Below are 17,136 nucleotides of genomic sequence, written 5' to 3'. Positions count from 1 at the left end.
ATATCATTTGTGTGTATGGGTAGACATCACAACGCTAAAAGCAGCCATTAAAGCAATTATTGCAGTACCGCTATAACTTACAAAAAGAAGTGCTGTAATAGCTAAGATAACACTGACCATGCCAGCGTTAACAAATACATATACAAAAAACGACAAACCTAGACCGCCCACCAGTAAGTGACCAGACTGATAAAAACAATTCAGTCTAATTGGCATCGTTTTAAGAATAATGACGAAACATAAAATAATCAGGATCAATACAATGTAAAGGTTGTCATTTAGAGGGCAATCTTGCTGTGCTTGCAGCATTGTGTGGAGTTTGACTAAGAAATCTAGAATGCAGGTTGGTTGACATGACTTTTTGGGGTGGATAAATGCAAAGGCGATGCTAACATAAACTTGCATTTAGACAATATATATCAATATTTTGCAATAAAAAAACCTAGCAAAAGCTAGGTTTTTGAGCATTTTAAAAAAGCTTAAACATGAAATAAAGTATCATGATATTCCGCGAGTGCCAGCAGCTCATCTTTATTGAGATTGGGGATGATTTTATCCGCAGCAATATGCACCGCTTTAATGACAGCAGCAGAACCGAAATCCGCAGCTTTACGTTTGATCATGCCTAGATCTAGCGTCTTATTAAAGTCATTCATAAAATGATGGACTGTGGCGTCTGCAAATTGTTTATAAAGTTCAGCTAGCGCTGCTTTATTGACTTCATTGCCCGCTTTAATTTCAGCATAACTATTTTTGAGATTTGTCACCAAAGTTGCATCTAGAAGTTCACCAACGCGGAAGTTGCCTTCTGCATCTTTAAATAAACTTTTTTCAGAAAACTCAATGGATTGCTTAACAACGTCATTTGAGGATTTACCCATGAGCTGTTTTAATAAAACAGCAACAGTCGATTTGATATAACCCGCAAGTTTCTCTGCTGTATCGCGTTTATCGCTAGGTGGAAAACGACGGACAAGTTCAGTCAAAATCCCATCAATGATTTCATCATTAATCAGTAGTGCTGTTTTGTCACGTAAAGGGTAAAGCGGCTCGCTCGAATTTTTCTTTTCCTGACCTGTCTGAATGCTTGTTAATAATTCTGCAGAAGGAATAAAACCAAAAAATGGCATGTCAAAAAACCTCAATATTTTTCATTTTATTGTCGCGCCAAACGAATGGGGCGGGGCATCCATGTGAGATCCGACACACGACAAGGATTAATATCTAATCCACCCCGACGTGTATAGGTTGCATAGACCATCAGTTTTTCTGGGGCAAAATTTTGCCAGATGTCGGCGAACATTTGTTCCACACATTGTTCATGGAACCCATTATGCTGACGGTAAGAAATAATATAAGCTAAAATACTGCGATAACAAGGTTTTTTACCCTGATAGCGAATAAAAACTGTGCCCCAATCGGGTTGTCCTGTGACGGGACAATTACTGCGTAGTAAATGTGAATACAGTTGAATATCGACAGTTCCAGTATTTTCTGTGTCTAACTTTAATAAAGTTGCATCTGGATGCGTTTCTAAGCGCTCAGGGCTGAAGTCATCAACACAAATGCCCTCAGGTTTGGCAATATCTAAATCGTCGGCTTGGAATAGGCTGAGGGTGACAGGTGCACCTGCGGCTGCGGATAAATCCTTTTCTACAGTAGCAATAAAAGCTTCTTTTGATTCGAATGAAGTGAAGTTCATGCTATTAAAGTAGAGCTTTAAAGATTTTGATTCGATTAAATTGGGTGATGATGCGGGTAGAGCAATACGACCAATGGCAACTTGTGGAATGCCTACAGCATTTAACCAAGATATTTCAAAAACATGCCACCAATCCTGCCCTTGTTGAATGCCTTCAACATGGGCATAGTGTTCACGTGCTGGTGCACGTGCAATAGGAAACAGAATATCGGGTTGATATTCTGTTGGATAATTGGTGTCTTTACCTAATAAGGAGAGTTCTACAGTCATTATTCACGCATTCCTGAACCACGAGAAAGTAAATAGTAAGCTATGCCGTAAAGCGCAACGCAGCATAAGGTAATGATGCTTAATGAAACGGAAACATTGACATCACTATGCCCTAAAATGCCGAAGCGGAAGGCATTTACCATATATACGATTGGGTTAATTAAAGAGAGATTTTGCCAAAAAGGGCTTAAAGCGCTAATCGCATAGAATACCCCACCTAAATATGTCAGTGGTGTAAGTACAAATGTTGGAATAATTGAAATATCATCAAAAGATTTGGCATACACTGCATTAATAAGTCCCCCAAGCGAAAATAAGAGGGAGGTAATTAATACTGTATATATAGTCACAAACCAGTTAGTGATATATAAGTCAGTAAAGAACATGCTCATGCTGGTGACAATAATGCCGACCAAAACACCACGGCACACGCCACCAATCACATAGCCCCAAAGAATCATATGTAAAGGCACTGGACTCATAATCAATTCTTCAATGCTTTTTTGAAATTTAGCACTAAAGAAACTCGAAGAGACGTTGGCATAACTATTGGTAATGACCGCCATCATGATTAAGCCTGGCACAATAAATTGCATATAGCTGAAGCCGCCCATTTGACCAATACGCGAACCGACCAAATTTCCAAAAATCACGAAATATAAACTCATGGTGATGGCAGGGGGCAATAATGTTTGTGGCCAAATGCGCATAAAGCGACGTACTTCTTTATGCACAAGCGTATAGAGTGCAACGCATAATTGATTAAAGTTCATTGCGCAGCCCCTTCAAGATTTTTTTCCACCATTTTCACAAACAGTTCTTCTAGACGATTCGATTTATTACGCATACTCGCGACTTGAATGCCTTGTGATTGTAAAAGCTGAAACAGTTCATTTAGGGTGTGGGCTTTGTCCATCGTCACTTCTAAGGTAACGGGATCGATTAAATTGAAACGTACACCAATAATGTCGATATGAATAGGCTGAATCGGTTCGACCAAATCGAAAATAAAGGATTCTTCACTAAGCTGATTTAAGAAAGACTTCATGGTGGTATCTTCTTTAATCACGCCGCGGTCAATAATGGCAATGCGGCGACAGAGCATTTCAGCTTCTTCTAAATAATGGGTTGTGAGGATAATGGAAGTGCCTTGTTCATTCATTTCAGTGAGGAAATCCCACATTGAACGACGCAATTCAATATCTACACCCGCAGTCGGTTCATCTAAAATGAGCAGTTTCGGCTGATGCATCATGGCGCGAGCAATCATTAAACGGCGTTTCATACCACCAGATAGCATACGAGCTTGAACCGCGCGTTTGTCCCAAAGCCCCAATTTTTCTAAATATTGTTCAGCACGTTGTTCTGCAATTTTTTTGGGAATACCGTAATAACCCGCTTGAGTGACTAGAATATCAAATGTTTTTTCAAATTGCCCAAAGTTAAACTCTTGCGGCACAACACCTAAGCATTGTTTTGCTTCTGAAGGGTGAGTGTCTAGATTGTGCCCAAAAATTTCAACAGTACCTGAAGTTTTTTTTGTGAGTGAACTAATGATGCTGATGGTGGTTGATTTACCTGCGCCATTGGGTCCAAGGAGGGCGTAAAACTCACCTTCAGGTACGCTCAAGTTAATCCCTTTTAGCGCTTGAAAACCATTTCGATAAGTTTTAGATACGTCTCTCAAGGTCAATGCATCAGTCATGAAATTCTCACATGGTGAATAGTATGAGTATTGTGAGTGATCTTGGGTAATAAACCAAGTCAATAAGGAGGAATTCTGTGTTGCAATTATGGAACATTGTTTAAAGTATGAGCACAAAAAATGATGACTTAGAGATAGTTGCTTTACCTTATGGTTTTTTTTGTTATGATGTGCGCAATCCGAAAGAAGCGGCCATAGCTCAACTGGATAGAGTACAGGTCTCCGAAGCCTGTGGCGTGGGTTCGAGTCCCGCTGGCCGTACCAATTTATTGTTAATTATCAATAACTTAAATTTATATACAAGTGTTTTTAAATGGGTTTTTGATAAGAAAAATTCCCAAGTTGTTCCCACGTAAATAAAAAGAATTGAGTGAAAAACATTAAAAACCCCTTATTTGTGGAAATAAAAAATATTTGGGGACTAGCGTTTTTTTGAGGTAATAAAGTAATATTTTTCTATAATCATATTTAATACAATAACTTATGTAGTTTTTAAAAAGTAATTTAAGGGTAATATTTAAGTAATAAATTACTGTGTAAAAAAGTGATTTTTATTTATTTACGCATCTAATTAAATCAATAACTTATAAAATATTACTTCAAAAATTACAAAAAATTACCTTTGAAAGTAATGTATTTAATTATTTAAATTCAGTCACTTGCAAAAACTTATTACTTTATTACTTAAAATGAAAGCCATTACCTAGAAAATACATTTTTATGTGATTCAAAGTTGGGAACGCATCGAATAATGTGCTGTAAATAAATACGGTGAAATAATTATTCTGAGTTGTTTAAGACTGATTTTTAGGCAAATGATGCAAATGTGCAGTTTTGCAGTGAAATGTAGTATTAGAAAATTAGCCTAAGCCTTGAAACATCCTAATAACGGCACACATTTCCTCGAATTTTTCTTTTGCTTGTCCCTGCAGTAAATCAGCCACATTTAGAGCGGGCAGGTGGGGTGGGGCAACTGCGCGTGGCTAGGGCATGGGTGGAGTAGGTGGTAATTATTCTCATTTGTACTTAATCCGATAAAAAAGCCTGCAATTGCAGGCTTTATTTTCAAATTTTCAAGAGTTTGGCTTGGTCGCGTTTGAAACGCGACCAAGTTAATTTTATTTTGATTGTATTAATCTATACTCTTTGAACTTAATAACTTCATCTTCGGCCCATTCATTAAACTGAAGTAGACGTGATTGAAGGGGAACAATTTCATTGTGATAAAAAACTTCAGTGGCAGATTTAATATCACCAAAACCACCAGCATTACTTGGAACAATACCCATGAGCTGAGGTGGAACCCGCAATGCAGCAAGTATGTCATCCCGAGTAATAGATTTGATATTTGTAAAATCATCCTTTGCTGCAATTTCAGAAGTTGGAATGATTTGGATACCATCTTTTTTCCCATTTGGGCTGTAATAGAATAAGTTCCTAAAATTCCCTGGTCCTTTACTTTCTTTCAATGCAGTTCGTAAAGCATCAATATCTTTTGGATCACTGGCTGGATCGTTCACATATAAGATAAAACCGGCATGAGATCCATTGTTGTAATATTTACGACGGAATAGAGTGGCAGATTCATTCAGCCATGCAGATTGAAGTGCAGACATATATTCTGGTGTGCCATAAATTTCCTGATTAATATCCGTTTCTCTAATATGACAAATACGGTCTTGAGCAAATTCATATTCTTCATACCCACGGTTACCATGGTTTAAATAAAAGTACTGACCTGCATGTTCCCCAGCACGGGTGTACTTTGCCAATGCCGGCTTATACTCGATTGTATTTTTTAGTCTAGATTTAATGTCCTCAACATAAGTATTTCCACACCAAATGAAGTCTAAAGAAACTTGTTCAAATGCTTTACGACTTAAACGAGGATGTGGAATAAATAAGTTGGCCAGAAAGTTTCGTTTAAAAATAATTCCGCTACTCAAATATGGTGTGGATCCCCAGCTTTTAGATAATCCTTCCATACTCACTTGCGGTTCATACCAACGACCATTGAACCAACATTCCATATAATTTGCTAAATCATTTCCATCAAGCACAGGTACTGCATCACCAAATGAAAAGGCTTCAGTTTTTTGTGAAAGTACTTGCTGTGTTTGAGGTAAATAGCTTAAAGCCGAGTTCATCAAACTTTTAGCTGTTGAAAAAGGGTTCATGAATAAATCTCCAATACAGATGTATTTGTTTCTGTTATGCCGGCCAAAGGTTCGTTATAAATTGCATGCATAAGTGCCCATGCCAGATCCGCATGGCCAATTTCTTCTGAACGTCCAGCAGTGAAAGTGATTTGTTTTTGACTTGAAGTAATAGTTTTCTTAATACTCATCAATGATTGAGTCAGGTCTTTATCGCCAGCGTCATATTCAAGTCGTCCATTGCGGACCACATCTAAAGTTTTATATACGAGCTGTGATTTAACTTCTGGTGAATATTTGAAGGAATGTACTGCAGGGAAGAATTGACGTACCAATTCTGCAACACCAACCCCCATACCCGTTGTATCAATACCGATATAAGTTACGTTGTACCTTTTCGTGATGCTTCTGATATGTTCAGCTTGTTGGGCAAAGTCATCACCTTTGAATTGATGGCGTTCAAGTACTCGGAACTTGCCTCCGGCTACAGCTGGAGGTGCAACTACTACCAGACCGGCATTATCACCACTTAAAGCCGGATCATAACCAACCCAAACAGGTTTATTCGCAAAAGGACGAGCATGCCAAACTTTGAAGTCAGACCAAAGCTCTAAGCTATCCACCATACAATGCATAAGCATATTAAGTGGGAACATGGATTGGCCATCGTCAACAAATTCACACATCAACAGATTTTCAAAATCATCTGCAGAATATTCAAAACGTAAATCATCAATATTAAACAGATCGCAGCCACCAGCCTCTGCATCTAAAATGGTGACAATCTGTCGCCAAATCTTGTCCTCACAAACACGACCATTTTTTAAAGAATCATGACTGACATCGATAGTGACTTGCTTGTTCTTTGGACGACCTTTATTAAAACGGCTGCCAGTCCAGAAAGGATGAGCTTCATGTGTAATTGTTGATGGTGTAGAAAAATAGGTTTTACGCCATTTTTTCTGCAGAGCCATTGCCGATGCAACTTTTTCAAGTTCATTGAAGCCATGGGTCCAAAAGAATTCATCGAAATAAAAGTTACCGTGGTGACCTTGGGCAGTACGGTAATTAGTACCTAAGAATAAAAGTTCTGCACCATTGGAAAGAACAATCGGGTCGCCAGTTAGTTCAACCCCACATACATCCGCTGCAAAGGCTTTTATATAGTGTTTGAAAATATGTGCCTGAGCTTTGGATGCAGATAAGAAAACCTGATTTCGTCCTGTCTTTAGGGCATCAATCAATGCTTCACGTGCAAAGTAATATGTCGCACCAATCTGACGGCTTTTTAAAATTACTCGTGAACGCTGATCGCTTGCACGATACCAAGTCCATTGATAATCAAATAGGTTTTCTTCAAATGCCAGAACCAGTTCTTCAATCTGTTCTTCAGTGAAATGGTTGGGGGTTTTTTTACGTGGCGCAGAATTACGTTTACGGATCTCTGGGTTTAGGTCAGCTTCAGTACCATCGTTACGATATTTTTCAATCCGGGCAAATTCTTTATAAGCCCGCATCAACATATCAATTTCTTTAATATCGCCCGATGTCTTTTTATTTTTAAGAATGAGCACCATCAAACGGACAGTTAAAGCATTTTCTACCCGATTTTCGGGCTTTTCTTTTTCCCAATCTTCTCGTGTTTTCCAAGCTTGGACTGTTCTTTCATTTTCATTCAGAACTTCTGCAATATCGACAATCTTCCACCCAAGCCAGTACAGAAATTTGGCTTTAAGTTTGTTGTCCATAATGAGGTGCAAATTTGCTATAGGGGATAAGTCATTCATTGCCAGAGGTTGCTTGATTTAATGTGCAAACATTGGCAGTACAAGACTTAATTATCAGTCGACCCTATTTGTATATAGCTCATATACAAGCCTATTCAATTGCAGGGAATGCGCTAGATTGCCCATTCTGCACTTATTCAAAATCGTGATTTATATCCGTTCATAATTAACGAATAGGTTTGCAAATGAGCAAAGAAGATAAAAAATACAAATCAAAATGGTTTCGTATAGCTGTAGCTGGTGACACCACTGATGGTCGTGAAATTCAAGCCGATTGGATTATCCAGATGGCGCAGAGTTATGATCCGAAAAAATACGGTGCGCGCATCAATATCGAGCATTTCCGCAGTATTTATCCAGATGGTGTTTTTGGTGCTTATGGCGATGTTCTGGCATTAAAAACTGAAAAAGTTACCATTGATGGTGAAGAAAAAGATGCACTGTTTGCTCAGATCGAACCGACACAAAGTCTGATTGCACTGAATCAGAAAAAACAAAAAGTTTATACATCCATTGAAGTTGATGAAAACTTTGCAAATAAAGGTTCAGCATATTTAATCGGTTTGGCTGTAACTGATAGCCCAGCATCACTGGGTACTGAAATGTTGCAATTTGCTGCTGGTGCAAAAGTGAATCCATTTTCTGACAAAAAACAGCGTCCAGAAAATCTGTTTACTGCTGCTCAAGAAGTGGCTCTTGAATTTGAAGAAATCAAAGAACCGCAATCCTATTCCGCAGGCTTACTCGATAAAGTCAAAAATATGTTTAAAACACAAGAAAAAAAGTCTGTGGAATCTTTTTCTGATCAAGAACAAGCCATTGTTGAAATTGCGCAAGAAACAGCAAATCAAGGTCAGGTAGTTTCAAAACTTGAGACTGATTTCACCGATTTGAATACAGCACATGAGCAGCTGAAAACCGATTTTAATGAATTGAAAACCAAACTGGATGGTGAACCTGATTCAGATCCTCGTCCTAAATCTGGTAATTCAAATTTCAATGAAGTGGTTGACTGCTAATTCAGTTCGCTAATCCATTCCAGAATTAAAAAGAGTACACATCATGCGTAACGAAACACGTTTAAAATATAATGCCGTAATGAAGCAACTGGCTAAATTAAACAACGTTGAAAAAGTTTCCCAAAAGTTCAATGTTGCACCATCCGTTCAACAAAAGCTTGAAGATAAAATTCAACTATCTTCTGCATTCTTACAAAAAATCAATGTTTTCCACGTTCCGGAACAATCAGGTTCTGCAGTGGGTCTTGGTATTTCTCGTCCGACTGCATCACGTACTAATACAAGTACTACTGATCGTCAGGCAACAGATCCGACATCTATGGATGAACGTTTTTATTTCTGCCGTAAAACAGACTTTGATACAGCCATCAAATATGCAAAATTAGATCAGTGGGCGAAGTTCAAAGATTTCTATGCACGTTTTTCTGGTCAAATCCAAAAACGTCAAGGTCTTGACCGCATCATGATCGGCTTTAACGGCACATCAATTGCAACAACAACAGACATTGTGGCCAACCCTAAATTGCAGGATGTCAACAAAGGCTGGCTGCAAAAAATGCGTGAAGAAAATCCTGCACGTGTTTTGTCTTCTGGTGCAACAGTTGGAAAAATCACAATCGGTGCAGCTGGGGACTATAAAAACGTTGATGCATTGGTGATGGAGTTGACCAATGAAATGATTGATGAAGTTCACCAAGACAATCCGGATCTAGTTGTGCTGTGTAATCGAAAAACGGTTGCAGACAAGTACTTCCCATTGGTCAACAAAGATCAGGACAACTCTGAAAAATTGGCAGCTGACATTATTATCAGCCAGAAACGCATGGGTAACTTACCTGTCTATGCGGTGCCGTTCTTCCCAGAAGACGCCATCCTTGTAACGACTTTTGATAACTTATCAATTTACGTACAAGAAGGTGCTCGTCGTCGTACCGTCATCGACAATCCAAAACGTGACCAAATCGAAAATTATGAATCTTCGAATGAAGATTACTACATTGAAGATTTGGGTCTTGCTGCATTAGCAGAAAAAATCGAATTGGTATAAGCCTATGTCATTAGCACGTCAACATTTTCAAAAATACAGTGCTAAAGCAGCAGCTGAAACGGCTGCTGAATTCGGCACTATGCAAGATCAATCATTTTATGAATTGCAACTTGCCCAGCTTAACAATGACCGCCATCGCTTAAAGCAGATCCAATCTACTGAAGCGAAAATTCAGCTTAAAAAAGCATTAGTACCCACTTATTTACCGTATGTGGACGGAATTATTGAAGCCAATAAATCAGTTCAAGATGACGTATTCATGACGCTACTCGTTTGGTGCATCGATGTTGAAAACTATGCCAAAGCATTAGAAATGGCTGAATTTGCACTTACGCATAACATGATCATGCCAGATCGCTTTGAACGTAAAACGGCAACCTTAGTGACTGAAGAAATTGCTAACGTATTTTTGAAGCAGCTTAAAACCAATGCTGAAGTTGAAATTGAAGTACTGCAGCAGCTTGAACAGCTCGTTCTACACACTGAATTCGATGAAAAAGTGTTAGACATGCCTGACCAAGTCAAAGCAAAACTTTTAGTTGCATTGGGCAAAGCAACAATCAAAAAGATCCAAAGTAAAGATGAACCAAGTCAGTCAGACATTGGTTTCGCACAAGATGCCCAAGCCTATCTTGAACGAGCAATTGAACTGGATGACAAATGTGGTGGCAAACAGGACTTAAAAACAGTCGAAATATTGTTGAAAAAGTTCCCCCCACAAACACCAAAACAAGCTGAACCATTGCTTAATTTAAATGGTTCACAAGTCGTAAATGACCAGGGCGACCTGCAGTTCAAAACGACCTAACCAAGTGCCCACGCACCGCATGGGCGAACAATGGTGATGTCATTACAATGTAATACACATTAAAACCATTGTTCCCACCCATGCACCAAATATTCAATAAAAACAAAGGCAGGGGACATTATGGGATTCATTGCAAATGGCAATAACACACCAAGTCAAATCAACATCAAAAGTGACCTATTTTATCCGTCTATTGCTTTGGATCACATCCGAGAAATCGTCCGTATCGACGGAGCCGTCACAAACCTACGCTTACAACAGGCCATCATTGAAGAAGTCATTGATGTCAACCGCTTGCTAAAAGTTTTGAAAGGCAAAGCGACAGCACTTTCAGATTTATCAACCACAGAAATTAATGATAAGCCAGAGACCGATTATTTATATCTGTCTGCTGTGGCAAATGGTGTTGCAGCCAAGATCAATGAAAATTATCGAAATTATGACAGTTCCAATTCAGGTGCCAAAAAAGCAGAAGAAGCGGAATACACAGTCGATGATTACAGACGCAACAAACAATGGGCAATTCTGCAATTGTTGGGTGAAAACCATTCCGTGGTGGAACTGATATGAAAATGAATATTTCTTCAATCGAAAAACATCAGCGTTCGCATAGTTATACCTTTGATCAAAAGGAATTAGAGCGATTAGCTTTGTCAGAAGTGGCTAAAGAATTGGGTCTAGATTTAGAGAAAAACAATTTACAAGTCGAATCCAGAATCACTTCTAATTCAAATGGAATAAACCCCACTACTTATTCCTGTCGAATTTTAATTACTGAAAATTTAGATTGTAAGGAATAAGAAACAATGGCCAAAACCATTATTGCCTTGCAATACGACACAGTGGATGCGATCTGCTGGAGAGAATACGGCAGAAGCTCTGGAATAGTTGAAAAAGTACTTGAAGCTAATCCAAAACTTGCCGAACTCGGAGTTTTTCTTCCAATGGGAACTGAAGTTTTTCTGCCGGATATTGAAACAGCACAACAAATTAAACAAACCATCCAGCTATGGGATTAATAAAAAATGGCAGAACCAGCAACCGCAACTACAGCAACAGTCGGAACCCTAAGTGCAATGTCATTTCTTCCGTTTATTAACGGAAATGCATTACTCGGGGCGGTGCTTGGAGCAGCTTTCATTGCGACGACTGAAAAAGATTTAACAGCCTGGCAGCGTTTACGCAGCATGCTTTTATCTACCGGCATTGGCTATCTACTTGCACCTGAAATTACCAGCCGAACCATGATCACCAGTGACGCAACTGCAGCATTGTTAGCATCAATATTTTCATTATTCATCTTGGTAAAAGCCGTGGACTGGATCAAAAAAGCAAAGTTATCCGAAATCTGGAAAGCGATTAAAAATGGGGGAACATCATGATCGAACATTTATTTCAGGCTATTGCCCTCGTCGCATACCTGTTCTGTGCATTTCGCATCATTTGCTATAACCGCAATGGTGCCGATTTTCATCGTGGCTATGCATGGCTTGCAGCTATGCTTATTGCTTCATGTCTTGGTCAAGCAGTCCACATCCTGTTCTTTAAGGATCCTGTCACCGTTTGGGATGCATTCTTTGCTGTTCTACTTGCAGTACTTATTTATAAAACAAAAGGCAATGTGGCCAAACTTCTCTGGAGTCCAGCATGATTATTAAATTTGGTTCACGTGGTGATGCGGTCATCATCATACAAAAGCAACTGATTAACCTGGGTTTCAAAGGCAAAGATGGCAAAGCATTAAAACCCGATGGTGACTTTGGTGTAAGTACTGAATATGCAGTACTTCAGTTTCAAAAAAGCGTAGGCATTTTAGCCGACGGTAAAGTGGGCGACAAAACACGAGCATCACTGGCTGGCCAAAGTGTTTCCAAATTTTTAAAAGACAGTGACTATATTGCTGCAGCTAAACGCCTAAAAGTATCTGAACTTGCAATCCGGGTATTTGGTGCGACGGAAGGTCGTGGTGTTGGTTTCCTTAAAAATGGTAAGGCTAAAATCCTGTTTGAACGTCATCGCATGAATTTCTACCTGGTGCAATTAAAAGGCAAAGTATTTGCAAACGCCCAGATGAAGCAATATCCAAATCTGGTGAACACGGCCACGGGCGGTTACAAAGGAAATGAAGCTGAATATGTCCGTTTAAGCTTGGCAAAGAATATTTGTGCTGAAGCAGCACTCATGTCTTGCAGTTGGGGACAGTTCCAGATCATGGGCGAAAACTGGAAAGAGCTGGGTTATCCATCGGTATTTGATTTCGTAGAACAGATGCAGACAAGTGAATCTTTACAGCTGGAAGCTTTTATCCGTTTCATCGAATGGAAAACTGGCACTTTTAACGGCAAAAAAGTTGCTTTAATTGATGCATTGCGTGCAGAAAATTGGGAGGCCGTATTCACTTTATATAATGGATCAAACTATAAAAAACTCGGTTACCAGGCGAAGTTCCAGAAAGAATGGGATCACTTGGAACCAATTTATGGTGAGAAAAAAGCAGCATGAAAAAGCCCGATAGTCTTCGAACCCATATTCTTGCTGCAGTAAAGGAACTGCAGCGGGATCCTGACCGCATGCTGATTTTTACTGACAAAGGCAATGTCCGTTGTACCGGTTCAAGAGGACTTTCCTTTGAATACGTCTATGACCTTAATTTTATTCTGACTGAATATTCAGGGGAATTAGATGCCGTTATGATTCCATTGCTGGACTGGGTGCGCGTTAATCAATCTGAACTGCTGATGAATTTGGACAAAAGCAAAGATGCATTTAAGTTTGAAACCGTTATTTTGAATAACAACACGGTGGATCTATCACTTACTTTTCCTTTAACTGAACGAGTCATTGTAAAACGCCAGAATGACGGCACACTAAAAACGAGTTTCCCTGATGAACTTCAGTATGAAACGGCATTAGATGCACGGCAAATGCAACTCATTGACCAGCAGACAGGCGAAGTAGTTGCAGAATGGATGTCTGCAGAACCTAACCAATAATATTTTGGATGATTCATGGCCGATCTAGAAGCACTGACCGATTATTTAGGAACCATGCTTTTGCAGTTAAGTGATGCCGAACGACGCAAGCTTGAAATGAATATTGCCCGAAAACTTCGGGCATCCCAAAAAAAACGAATTACAAGTCAGCAAAATCCCGATGGCGGAGCATATGTCCCACGAAAAAACCGGCTACGTGATAAAAAACACAAAATCAAAAACAAGATGTTCAATGTCATCAAAAATGCCAAATATATGCGTATGGAACGAACGCCACAGGGGGTTGCAGTCGGCTTTGCAGGTCGTATTGCATTTATTGCCCGGGTTCATCAGTTCGGTTTAAAAGACAAAGTGGACCGCGATGGTCCAACGGTAAAATACGCCAGTCGTGAATTGCTAGGTTTTACCGACGAAGAAATCCGAATGATTGAAACAGATGTCTTAAATCACTTGGCTACAAAATAATTCCATTTGTATATAGCTCATATACAAGCCCAATCAAATGCATTCAAAAATCATCTGCAACACGATTACAGCATGAGCGCAGAACTACATCGACGTCTTGAAAATATTATTCGTTTCGGAACGATCAAGACCATACATCCGGCTAAACCATTTACGACAGTCACCGTCACTATAGGCGAGATTACGACTGCAAAACTTCGTTTTCTGACATTAAGGGCAGGAAAAACCAAGACATGGAATCCACCCACTGAAGGTGAAGAAGTAATGGTGCTGAGTCCATCAGGTGTACTTGAAATGGGCGTGGCTATTGCTGGATTTAACAATACAGGCAATCCATCTCCATCAGATGACCTGAATCAAACTATCCGTATTTTTGAAGATGGCTGCATTTTTAGCTATGACATTTCTACCCATCATTTGTCAGCCATTTTACCACCGGGTGGTAAAGCCATTATTACTGCAGATGGTGGGGTAACTGTAAACGGAGACACCACCATCAATGGCAATGTTCAGGTCAATGGCAGTATTGCAATGACAGGAAATAATACCGTGGGTGGCAGTCAGCTTGTTCAGGGAAGCAGTCATTCAACTGGAAACTTTAGTACCGAAGCAGATGTTAAAGCCGGTGAAATCAGCCTTAAAAATCATAAAACATCTGGAGTCAAATCTGGTGCTGAAACTTCAGGAGGGCCAATTCCATGATATCGCGTGAAACTGGAAAACTTCTAACCGAGATTGAACACATAGAACAGTCACTTGCTGACCTAATTCCTACCCCAATCGGTTCAAGATTGATGCGTCGGGACTATGGAACACAACTGGCCAACCTCATCGATCAGCCAACCAGTGAAACACTGTATTTAAAGTGCTATAGCACCATATACCTGGCAATTTTACGTTGGGAACCACGTATTGAAATTAGCAAAATTTTTATCAGTAGCCAGGAACAAGGAAAACAGGTGCTAGATATTGAGGCTGTTCTTATTCAATCAGGTCAAAACCTAAATATGAGCATTCCTATTTCTATCGGAGCTTTAACATGAGTAGCAATACTTATACTGCTATTGATCTGTCATTACTTTCGCCACCCGACGTAGTTAAACAAATTGATTTTGAGACCATCTTAAAAGAAGGTTTGGAAGACTTTTATCAACGAATGCGTAAGGTTCAGCCAGATTTCCCAGATCTGCTTGAATCAGATCCAGCCATGAAGCTGGCAGAAGCTTTTGCATATCGTGAAATGCTGGTTCGTAATGATGCAAATCAACAAGCATTGTCCGTTCTTCTTGCTTATGCTGAAGGCGCAGATTTAGACCACAAAGCTGCCGAGCGTAATCTTCAACGTCGGATTATTTTCCCAGCAACAGAAAATACACCTGAAGTCAAAGAATCAAATGAATCTTTACGACGACGCGTCCAGTTGGCCCCAGAAGGCTATACAACTGCCGGCAGTGAAGGCTCATATATTTATCACGGGCTAAATGCTGATGCCAGGGTAAAAGATATTTATCCATTCGCACCCTTGGACGAAAATGGAAATGGTAACGGCATATGCAATATCTATGTACTGTCTGCAGATGGGGATGGTTCTGCATCTGAAGAATTGATAAATACTGTAAATGCCACACTGAATAAAAAACAAATTAGGCCGGCTACAGATTTTGTCAAAGTGTATTCAGCCAGCGTACAAAATTATTCTGTAGAAGCAGAGCTGATTATTGAAGAAGGTCCAGATTCAGGAATCATTCTGAAAAGTGCAATTCAGAAACTTGAAGAATATGTAAAAACAGTTCATTCATTTGGAGATGGGGTAGCAATCTCAGGTATTTATGCTGCTTTGCAGCAACCCGGTGTGACACGCGTACACTTAATTACCCCTACTGTAGATGTTCAAAATAGTATAGGACAGGTTGCATTCTGTACATCTCTCAAGGTAACAGTTAAGGGCGATACAAATGGCTAAACTGCTCCCGCCCAATTCAACACAGTTTGAAATAAACTTTGAAAGTGCTTTTTCACGTGTTTCTAATATTGAAAATTTGACTCGAAAATTTAATGATCCAATGACCGCTCCAAGTCAGGTACTACCTTGGTTGGCTTGGGAAAAATCAGTCGATGTATGGGATAAAAACTGGAATGAAGATCAGAAGCGCAATGCTATTGCATCTTCATACAGCATACATGCGCACAAAGGCACAATTGGAGCACTAGAACAGGCTGTAGATGCACTTGGCTTAAATGTTAGAATCCGCGAATGGTTCAAAACTGTTCCAATGTTAAAGCCTTATACTTTTGAAGTATTTGTAGAAGTCTCCCAAATTGGCATCACCGAGCTTCAATATGAAAAATTGATCGATGTCGTCAATGCAAATAAGAATCTACGATCGCACTGGAAGTTTGCAAACACATTTGTTATTAGCGAAGCTTATGTAGAAATGGTTAATTTACCAATCTGTTGCGGTCATGATTTTGAATATTCAAAAACTGCTGGTTCAGATATTTTCAATGTTTGGTCTGATTGGATTCTTAAGCTCCCTATAGCGGTAAATCAAGGTACCTCACATTACAAAGCTTATAAGTTTGATAATGTGACGACATTAGAAAGTTATGCTGATTTAGATTTAACACAATCGATTGTACGCTCATTACATGATGAAAATATGCAGCAATGGCAAGCTGTAATTGATGCAGCGGATGAATTAACTGGTGTGACTGATTGGGTTTTTGATTCAGCGAACAGTCAGATCGTTTATACAGAAAAAAACACCCGAAATATGTATAGGTTTGAAAATTCGCAGATGGTAGAAGCGGATACTTTTGAGAACGCGTGTAAATTATGGAAACACTCTTGGTTTGGAAACCCCGACGTAGCTGTTAAATATAATGAATCAAGTCGTCGTTGCCAAGCTTATTTAGTCTCTAATGGGGGCGCTATGTCTCACACAACAATTGTTCTTGTGTCATCTTCTACCGAATCTGACGAAAAAATTATATCTTTCTTAGCCTTAGCCCAAAAGATCATCTCAAACACTTCATCATCAAACCAAGGCACCTCTTTACTTGCCGAAGCATATTTAGAAAATGTGGCTCAAAGCATTTTCAGCACAGATGAATCAAAACAGTTTGTAAAGCTATCCGATTTAATAGATCAATTTGAAGAAAATAAAATATAAAGGTTCACAC

At 39.3% G+C, this 17,136-nt stretch carries 22 protein-coding genes and 1 tRNA gene; 16 read left to right on the top strand and 7 right to left on the bottom strand.

What is annotated here, in order from left to right:
- Window positions 1-3 precede the first annotated feature (3 nt).
- The 5 genes from B9T30_RS16845 to B9T30_RS01800 form a co-directional block, all read right to left on the bottom strand.
- A complete protein-coding gene (locus B9T30_RS16845; RefSeq protein ID WP_167356287.1) occupies window positions 4-309 on the bottom strand; it encodes an FtsW/RodA/SpoVE family cell cycle protein in 306 nt (101 codons plus the stop codon).
- Between the two features lie 170 nt (window positions 310-479).
- Window positions 480-1,130 carry a hypothetical protein gene (locus B9T30_RS01815; protein WP_086183520.1) on the bottom strand — a complete coding sequence of 217 codons (651 nt, stop codon included), beginning with the start codon at window positions 1,128-1,130 and terminating at the stop codon, window positions 480-482.
- 26 nt (window positions 1,131-1,156) lie between these two features.
- Window positions 1,157-1,972: an NADPH-dependent 7-cyano-7-deazaguanine reductase QueF gene (gene queF / locus B9T30_RS01810; RefSeq protein ID WP_086183519.1), complete on the bottom strand. Its 816-nt coding sequence runs from the start codon at window positions 1,970-1,972 to the stop codon at window positions 1,157-1,159.
- Window positions 1,972-2,745 carry an ABC transporter permease gene (locus tag B9T30_RS01805; RefSeq protein ID WP_086164162.1) on the bottom strand — a complete coding sequence of 258 codons (774 nt, stop codon included), beginning with the start codon at window positions 2,743-2,745 and terminating at the stop codon, window positions 1,972-1,974. The genes queF and B9T30_RS01805 overlap by 1 nt, the downstream gene beginning before the upstream one ends.
- Window positions 2,742-3,677, bottom strand: coding sequence for an ABC transporter ATP-binding protein (locus tag B9T30_RS01800; RefSeq protein ID WP_086183518.1), 936 nt, complete (start codon window positions 3,675-3,677; stop codon window positions 2,742-2,744). Before B9T30_RS01800 ends, B9T30_RS01805 begins: the two co-directional genes overlap by 4 nt.
- Before the next feature lie 188 nt (window positions 3,678-3,865).
- On the opposite strand from B9T30_RS01800, the gene B9T30_RS01795 reads away from it, so the two are divergent.
- Window positions 3,866-3,941 (top strand) — tRNA-Arg (locus tag B9T30_RS01795).
- A gap of 854 nt (window positions 3,942-4,795) precedes the next feature.
- Here B9T30_RS01795 and B9T30_RS01790 read toward each other — a convergent pair.
- Together B9T30_RS01790 and B9T30_RS01785 are read right to left on the bottom strand one after the other, a co-directional pair.
- Window positions 4,796-5,854 carry a phage portal protein gene (locus B9T30_RS01790; protein WP_086183517.1) on the bottom strand — a complete coding sequence of 353 codons (1,059 nt, stop codon included), beginning with the start codon at window positions 5,852-5,854 and terminating at the stop codon, window positions 4,796-4,798.
- Window positions 5,851-7,620 carry a terminase large subunit domain-containing protein gene (locus B9T30_RS01785; protein WP_086183516.1) on the bottom strand — a complete coding sequence of 590 codons (1,770 nt, stop codon included), beginning with the start codon at window positions 7,618-7,620 and terminating at the stop codon, window positions 5,851-5,853. The genes B9T30_RS01790 and B9T30_RS01785 overlap by 4 nt, the downstream gene beginning before the upstream one ends.
- Window positions 7,621-7,805: 185 nt before the next feature.
- Between B9T30_RS01785 and B9T30_RS01780 the strand changes: the two genes are divergently transcribed.
- The 15 genes from B9T30_RS01780 to B9T30_RS01710 all read left to right on the top strand — a co-directional run bounded on the left by B9T30_RS01780 (window position 7,806) and on the right by B9T30_RS01710 (window position 17,126).
- A complete protein-coding gene (locus B9T30_RS01780; RefSeq protein ID WP_086183515.1) occupies window positions 7,806-8,639 on the top strand; it encodes a GPO family capsid scaffolding protein in 834 nt (277 codons plus the stop codon).
- A gap of 43 nt (window positions 8,640-8,682) precedes the next feature.
- Window positions 8,683-9,687 carry a phage major capsid protein, P2 family gene (locus B9T30_RS01775; RefSeq protein ID WP_086183514.1) on the top strand — a complete coding sequence of 335 codons (1,005 nt, stop codon included), beginning with the start codon at window positions 8,683-8,685 and terminating at the stop codon, window positions 9,685-9,687.
- Window positions 9,688-9,691: 4 nt separating this feature from the next.
- Window positions 9,692-10,495: a phage terminase small subunit gene (gpM, locus tag B9T30_RS01770; protein WP_086183513.1), complete on the top strand. Its 804-nt coding sequence runs from the start codon at window positions 9,692-9,694 to the stop codon at window positions 10,493-10,495.
- A gap of 120 nt (window positions 10,496-10,615) precedes the next feature.
- Window positions 10,616-11,065 carry a head completion/stabilization protein gene (locus B9T30_RS01765; protein WP_086183512.1) on the top strand — a complete coding sequence of 150 codons (450 nt, stop codon included), beginning with the start codon at window positions 10,616-10,618 and terminating at the stop codon, window positions 11,063-11,065.
- Window positions 11,062-11,295 carry a hypothetical protein gene (locus tag B9T30_RS01760; protein ID WP_086183511.1) on the top strand — a complete coding sequence of 78 codons (234 nt, stop codon included), beginning with the start codon at window positions 11,062-11,064 and terminating at the stop codon, window positions 11,293-11,295. The genes B9T30_RS01765 and B9T30_RS01760 overlap by 4 nt, the downstream gene beginning before the upstream one ends.
- Before the next feature lie 6 nt (window positions 11,296-11,301).
- Window positions 11,302-11,514 carry a tail protein X gene (locus B9T30_RS01755; RefSeq protein ID WP_086183510.1) on the top strand — a complete coding sequence of 71 codons (213 nt, stop codon included), beginning with the start codon at window positions 11,302-11,304 and terminating at the stop codon, window positions 11,512-11,514.
- A 6-nt stretch (window positions 11,515-11,520) separates the two neighbouring features.
- Window positions 11,521-11,877 (top strand): putative holin, encoded by a 357-nt coding sequence (locus B9T30_RS01750; RefSeq protein ID WP_086183509.1) that lies wholly within the window; start codon window positions 11,521-11,523, stop codon window positions 11,875-11,877.
- A complete protein-coding gene (locus B9T30_RS01745; RefSeq protein WP_086183508.1) occupies window positions 11,874-12,146 on the top strand; it encodes a phage holin family protein in 273 nt (90 codons plus the stop codon). The genes B9T30_RS01750 and B9T30_RS01745 overlap by 4 nt, the downstream gene beginning before the upstream one ends.
- A complete protein-coding gene (locus tag B9T30_RS01740) occupies window positions 12,143-12,997 on the top strand; it encodes an N-acetylmuramidase domain-containing protein (protein ID WP_086183507.1) in 855 nt (284 codons plus the stop codon). Before B9T30_RS01745 ends, B9T30_RS01740 begins: the two co-directional genes overlap by 4 nt.
- Window positions 12,994-13,488: a phage tail protein gene (locus tag B9T30_RS01735; RefSeq protein ID WP_086183506.1), complete on the top strand. Its 495-nt coding sequence runs from the start codon at window positions 12,994-12,996 to the stop codon at window positions 13,486-13,488. Before B9T30_RS01740 ends, B9T30_RS01735 begins: the two co-directional genes overlap by 4 nt.
- 15 nt (window positions 13,489-13,503) lie before the next feature.
- Window positions 13,504-13,953 (top strand): phage virion morphogenesis protein, encoded by a 450-nt coding sequence (locus B9T30_RS01730; protein ID WP_086183505.1) that lies wholly within the window; start codon window positions 13,504-13,506, stop codon window positions 13,951-13,953.
- 72 nt (window positions 13,954-14,025) lie between these two features.
- The gene (locus B9T30_RS01725; RefSeq protein WP_086183504.1) at window positions 14,026-14,655 is read left to right on the top strand and encodes a phage baseplate assembly protein V; all 630 of its coding nucleotides are present in this window, start codon (window positions 14,026-14,028) and stop codon (window positions 14,653-14,655) included.
- Window positions 14,652-14,996: a GPW/gp25 family protein gene (locus tag B9T30_RS01720; protein WP_086183503.1), complete on the top strand. Its 345-nt coding sequence runs from the start codon at window positions 14,652-14,654 to the stop codon at window positions 14,994-14,996. The genes B9T30_RS01725 and B9T30_RS01720 overlap by 4 nt, the downstream gene beginning before the upstream one ends.
- On the top strand, window positions 14,993-15,916 hold the full coding sequence (locus tag B9T30_RS01715; protein WP_086183502.1) for a baseplate J/gp47 family protein: 924 nt from the start codon (window positions 14,993-14,995) through the stop codon (window positions 15,914-15,916). The genes B9T30_RS01720 and B9T30_RS01715 overlap by 4 nt, the downstream gene beginning before the upstream one ends.
- On the top strand, window positions 15,909-17,126 hold the full coding sequence (locus tag B9T30_RS01710) for a phage tail protein I (RefSeq protein ID WP_086183501.1): 1,218 nt from the start codon (window positions 15,909-15,911) through the stop codon (window positions 17,124-17,126). Before B9T30_RS01715 ends, B9T30_RS01710 begins: the two co-directional genes overlap by 8 nt.
- Window positions 17,127-17,136: the final 10 nt, after the last annotated feature.

Source organism: Acinetobacter sp. ANC 4973 (assembly GCF_002135275.1).
Taxonomy (GTDB): domain Bacteria; phylum Pseudomonadota; class Gammaproteobacteria; order Pseudomonadales; family Moraxellaceae; genus Acinetobacter; species Acinetobacter kyonggiensis.
Note: the sequence above shows the minus strand (reverse complement) of the source record. Positions and strands in the feature narration are given on the sequence as shown.

Excerpts from the sequence above, each read along its gene's own strand:
- queF (WP_086183519.1), bottom strand. The coding sequence starts at position 1,972 with ATGACTGTAGAACTCTCCTTATTAGGTAAAGACACCAATTATCCAACA.
- B9T30_RS01775 (WP_086183514.1), top strand. The coding sequence starts at position 8,683 with ATGCGTAACGAAACACGTTTAAAATATAATGCCGTAATGAAGCAACTG.
- B9T30_RS01715 (WP_086183502.1), top strand. The coding sequence starts at position 14,993 with ATGAGTAGCAATACTTATACTGCTATTGATCTGTCATTACTTTCGCCA.
- B9T30_RS16845 (WP_167356287.1), bottom strand. The coding sequence starts at position 309 with ATGCTGCAAGCACAGCAAGATTGCCCTCTAAATGACAACCTTTACATT.
- B9T30_RS01745 (WP_086183508.1), top strand. The coding sequence starts at position 11,874 with ATGATCGAACATTTATTTCAGGCTATTGCCCTCGTCGCATACCTGTTC.
- B9T30_RS01755 (WP_086183510.1), top strand. The coding sequence starts at position 11,302 with ATGGCCAAAACCATTATTGCCTTGCAATACGACACAGTGGATGCGATC.
- gpM (WP_086183513.1), top strand. The coding sequence starts at position 9,692 with ATGTCATTAGCACGTCAACATTTTCAAAAATACAGTGCTAAAGCAGCA.
- B9T30_RS01740 (WP_086183507.1), top strand. The coding sequence starts at position 12,143 with ATGATTATTAAATTTGGTTCACGTGGTGATGCGGTCATCATCATACAA.
- B9T30_RS01750 (WP_086183509.1), top strand. The coding sequence starts at position 11,521 with ATGGCAGAACCAGCAACCGCAACTACAGCAACAGTCGGAACCCTAAGT.
- B9T30_RS01800 (WP_086183518.1), bottom strand. The coding sequence starts at position 3,677 with ATGACTGATGCATTGACCTTGAGAGACGTATCTAAAACTTATCGAAAT.
- B9T30_RS01790 (WP_086183517.1), bottom strand. The coding sequence starts at position 5,854 with ATGAACCCTTTTTCAACAGCTAAAAGTTTGATGAACTCGGCTTTAAGC.
- B9T30_RS01720 (WP_086183503.1), top strand. The coding sequence starts at position 14,652 with ATGATATCGCGTGAAACTGGAAAACTTCTAACCGAGATTGAACACATA.
- B9T30_RS01815 (WP_086183520.1), bottom strand. The coding sequence starts at position 1,130 with ATGCCATTTTTTGGTTTTATTCCTTCTGCAGAATTATTAACAAGCATT.
- B9T30_RS01765 (WP_086183512.1), top strand. The coding sequence starts at position 10,616 with ATGGGATTCATTGCAAATGGCAATAACACACCAAGTCAAATCAACATC.
- B9T30_RS01725 (WP_086183504.1), top strand. The coding sequence starts at position 14,026 with ATGAGCGCAGAACTACATCGACGTCTTGAAAATATTATTCGTTTCGGA.
- B9T30_RS01735 (WP_086183506.1), top strand. The coding sequence starts at position 12,994 with ATGAAAAAGCCCGATAGTCTTCGAACCCATATTCTTGCTGCAGTAAAG.
- B9T30_RS01780 (WP_086183515.1), top strand. The coding sequence starts at position 7,806 with ATGAGCAAAGAAGATAAAAAATACAAATCAAAATGGTTTCGTATAGCT.
- B9T30_RS01805 (WP_086164162.1), bottom strand. The coding sequence starts at position 2,745 with ATGAACTTTAATCAATTATGCGTTGCACTCTATACGCTTGTGCATAAA.
- B9T30_RS01730 (WP_086183505.1), top strand. The coding sequence starts at position 13,504 with ATGGCCGATCTAGAAGCACTGACCGATTATTTAGGAACCATGCTTTTG.
- B9T30_RS01785 (WP_086183516.1), bottom strand. The coding sequence starts at position 7,620 with ATGAATGACTTATCCCCTATAGCAAATTTGCACCTCATTATGGACAAC.
- B9T30_RS01760 (WP_086183511.1), top strand. The coding sequence starts at position 11,062 with ATGAAAATGAATATTTCTTCAATCGAAAAACATCAGCGTTCGCATAGT.
- B9T30_RS01710 (WP_086183501.1), top strand. The coding sequence starts at position 15,909 with ATGGCTAAACTGCTCCCGCCCAATTCAACACAGTTTGAAATAAACTTT.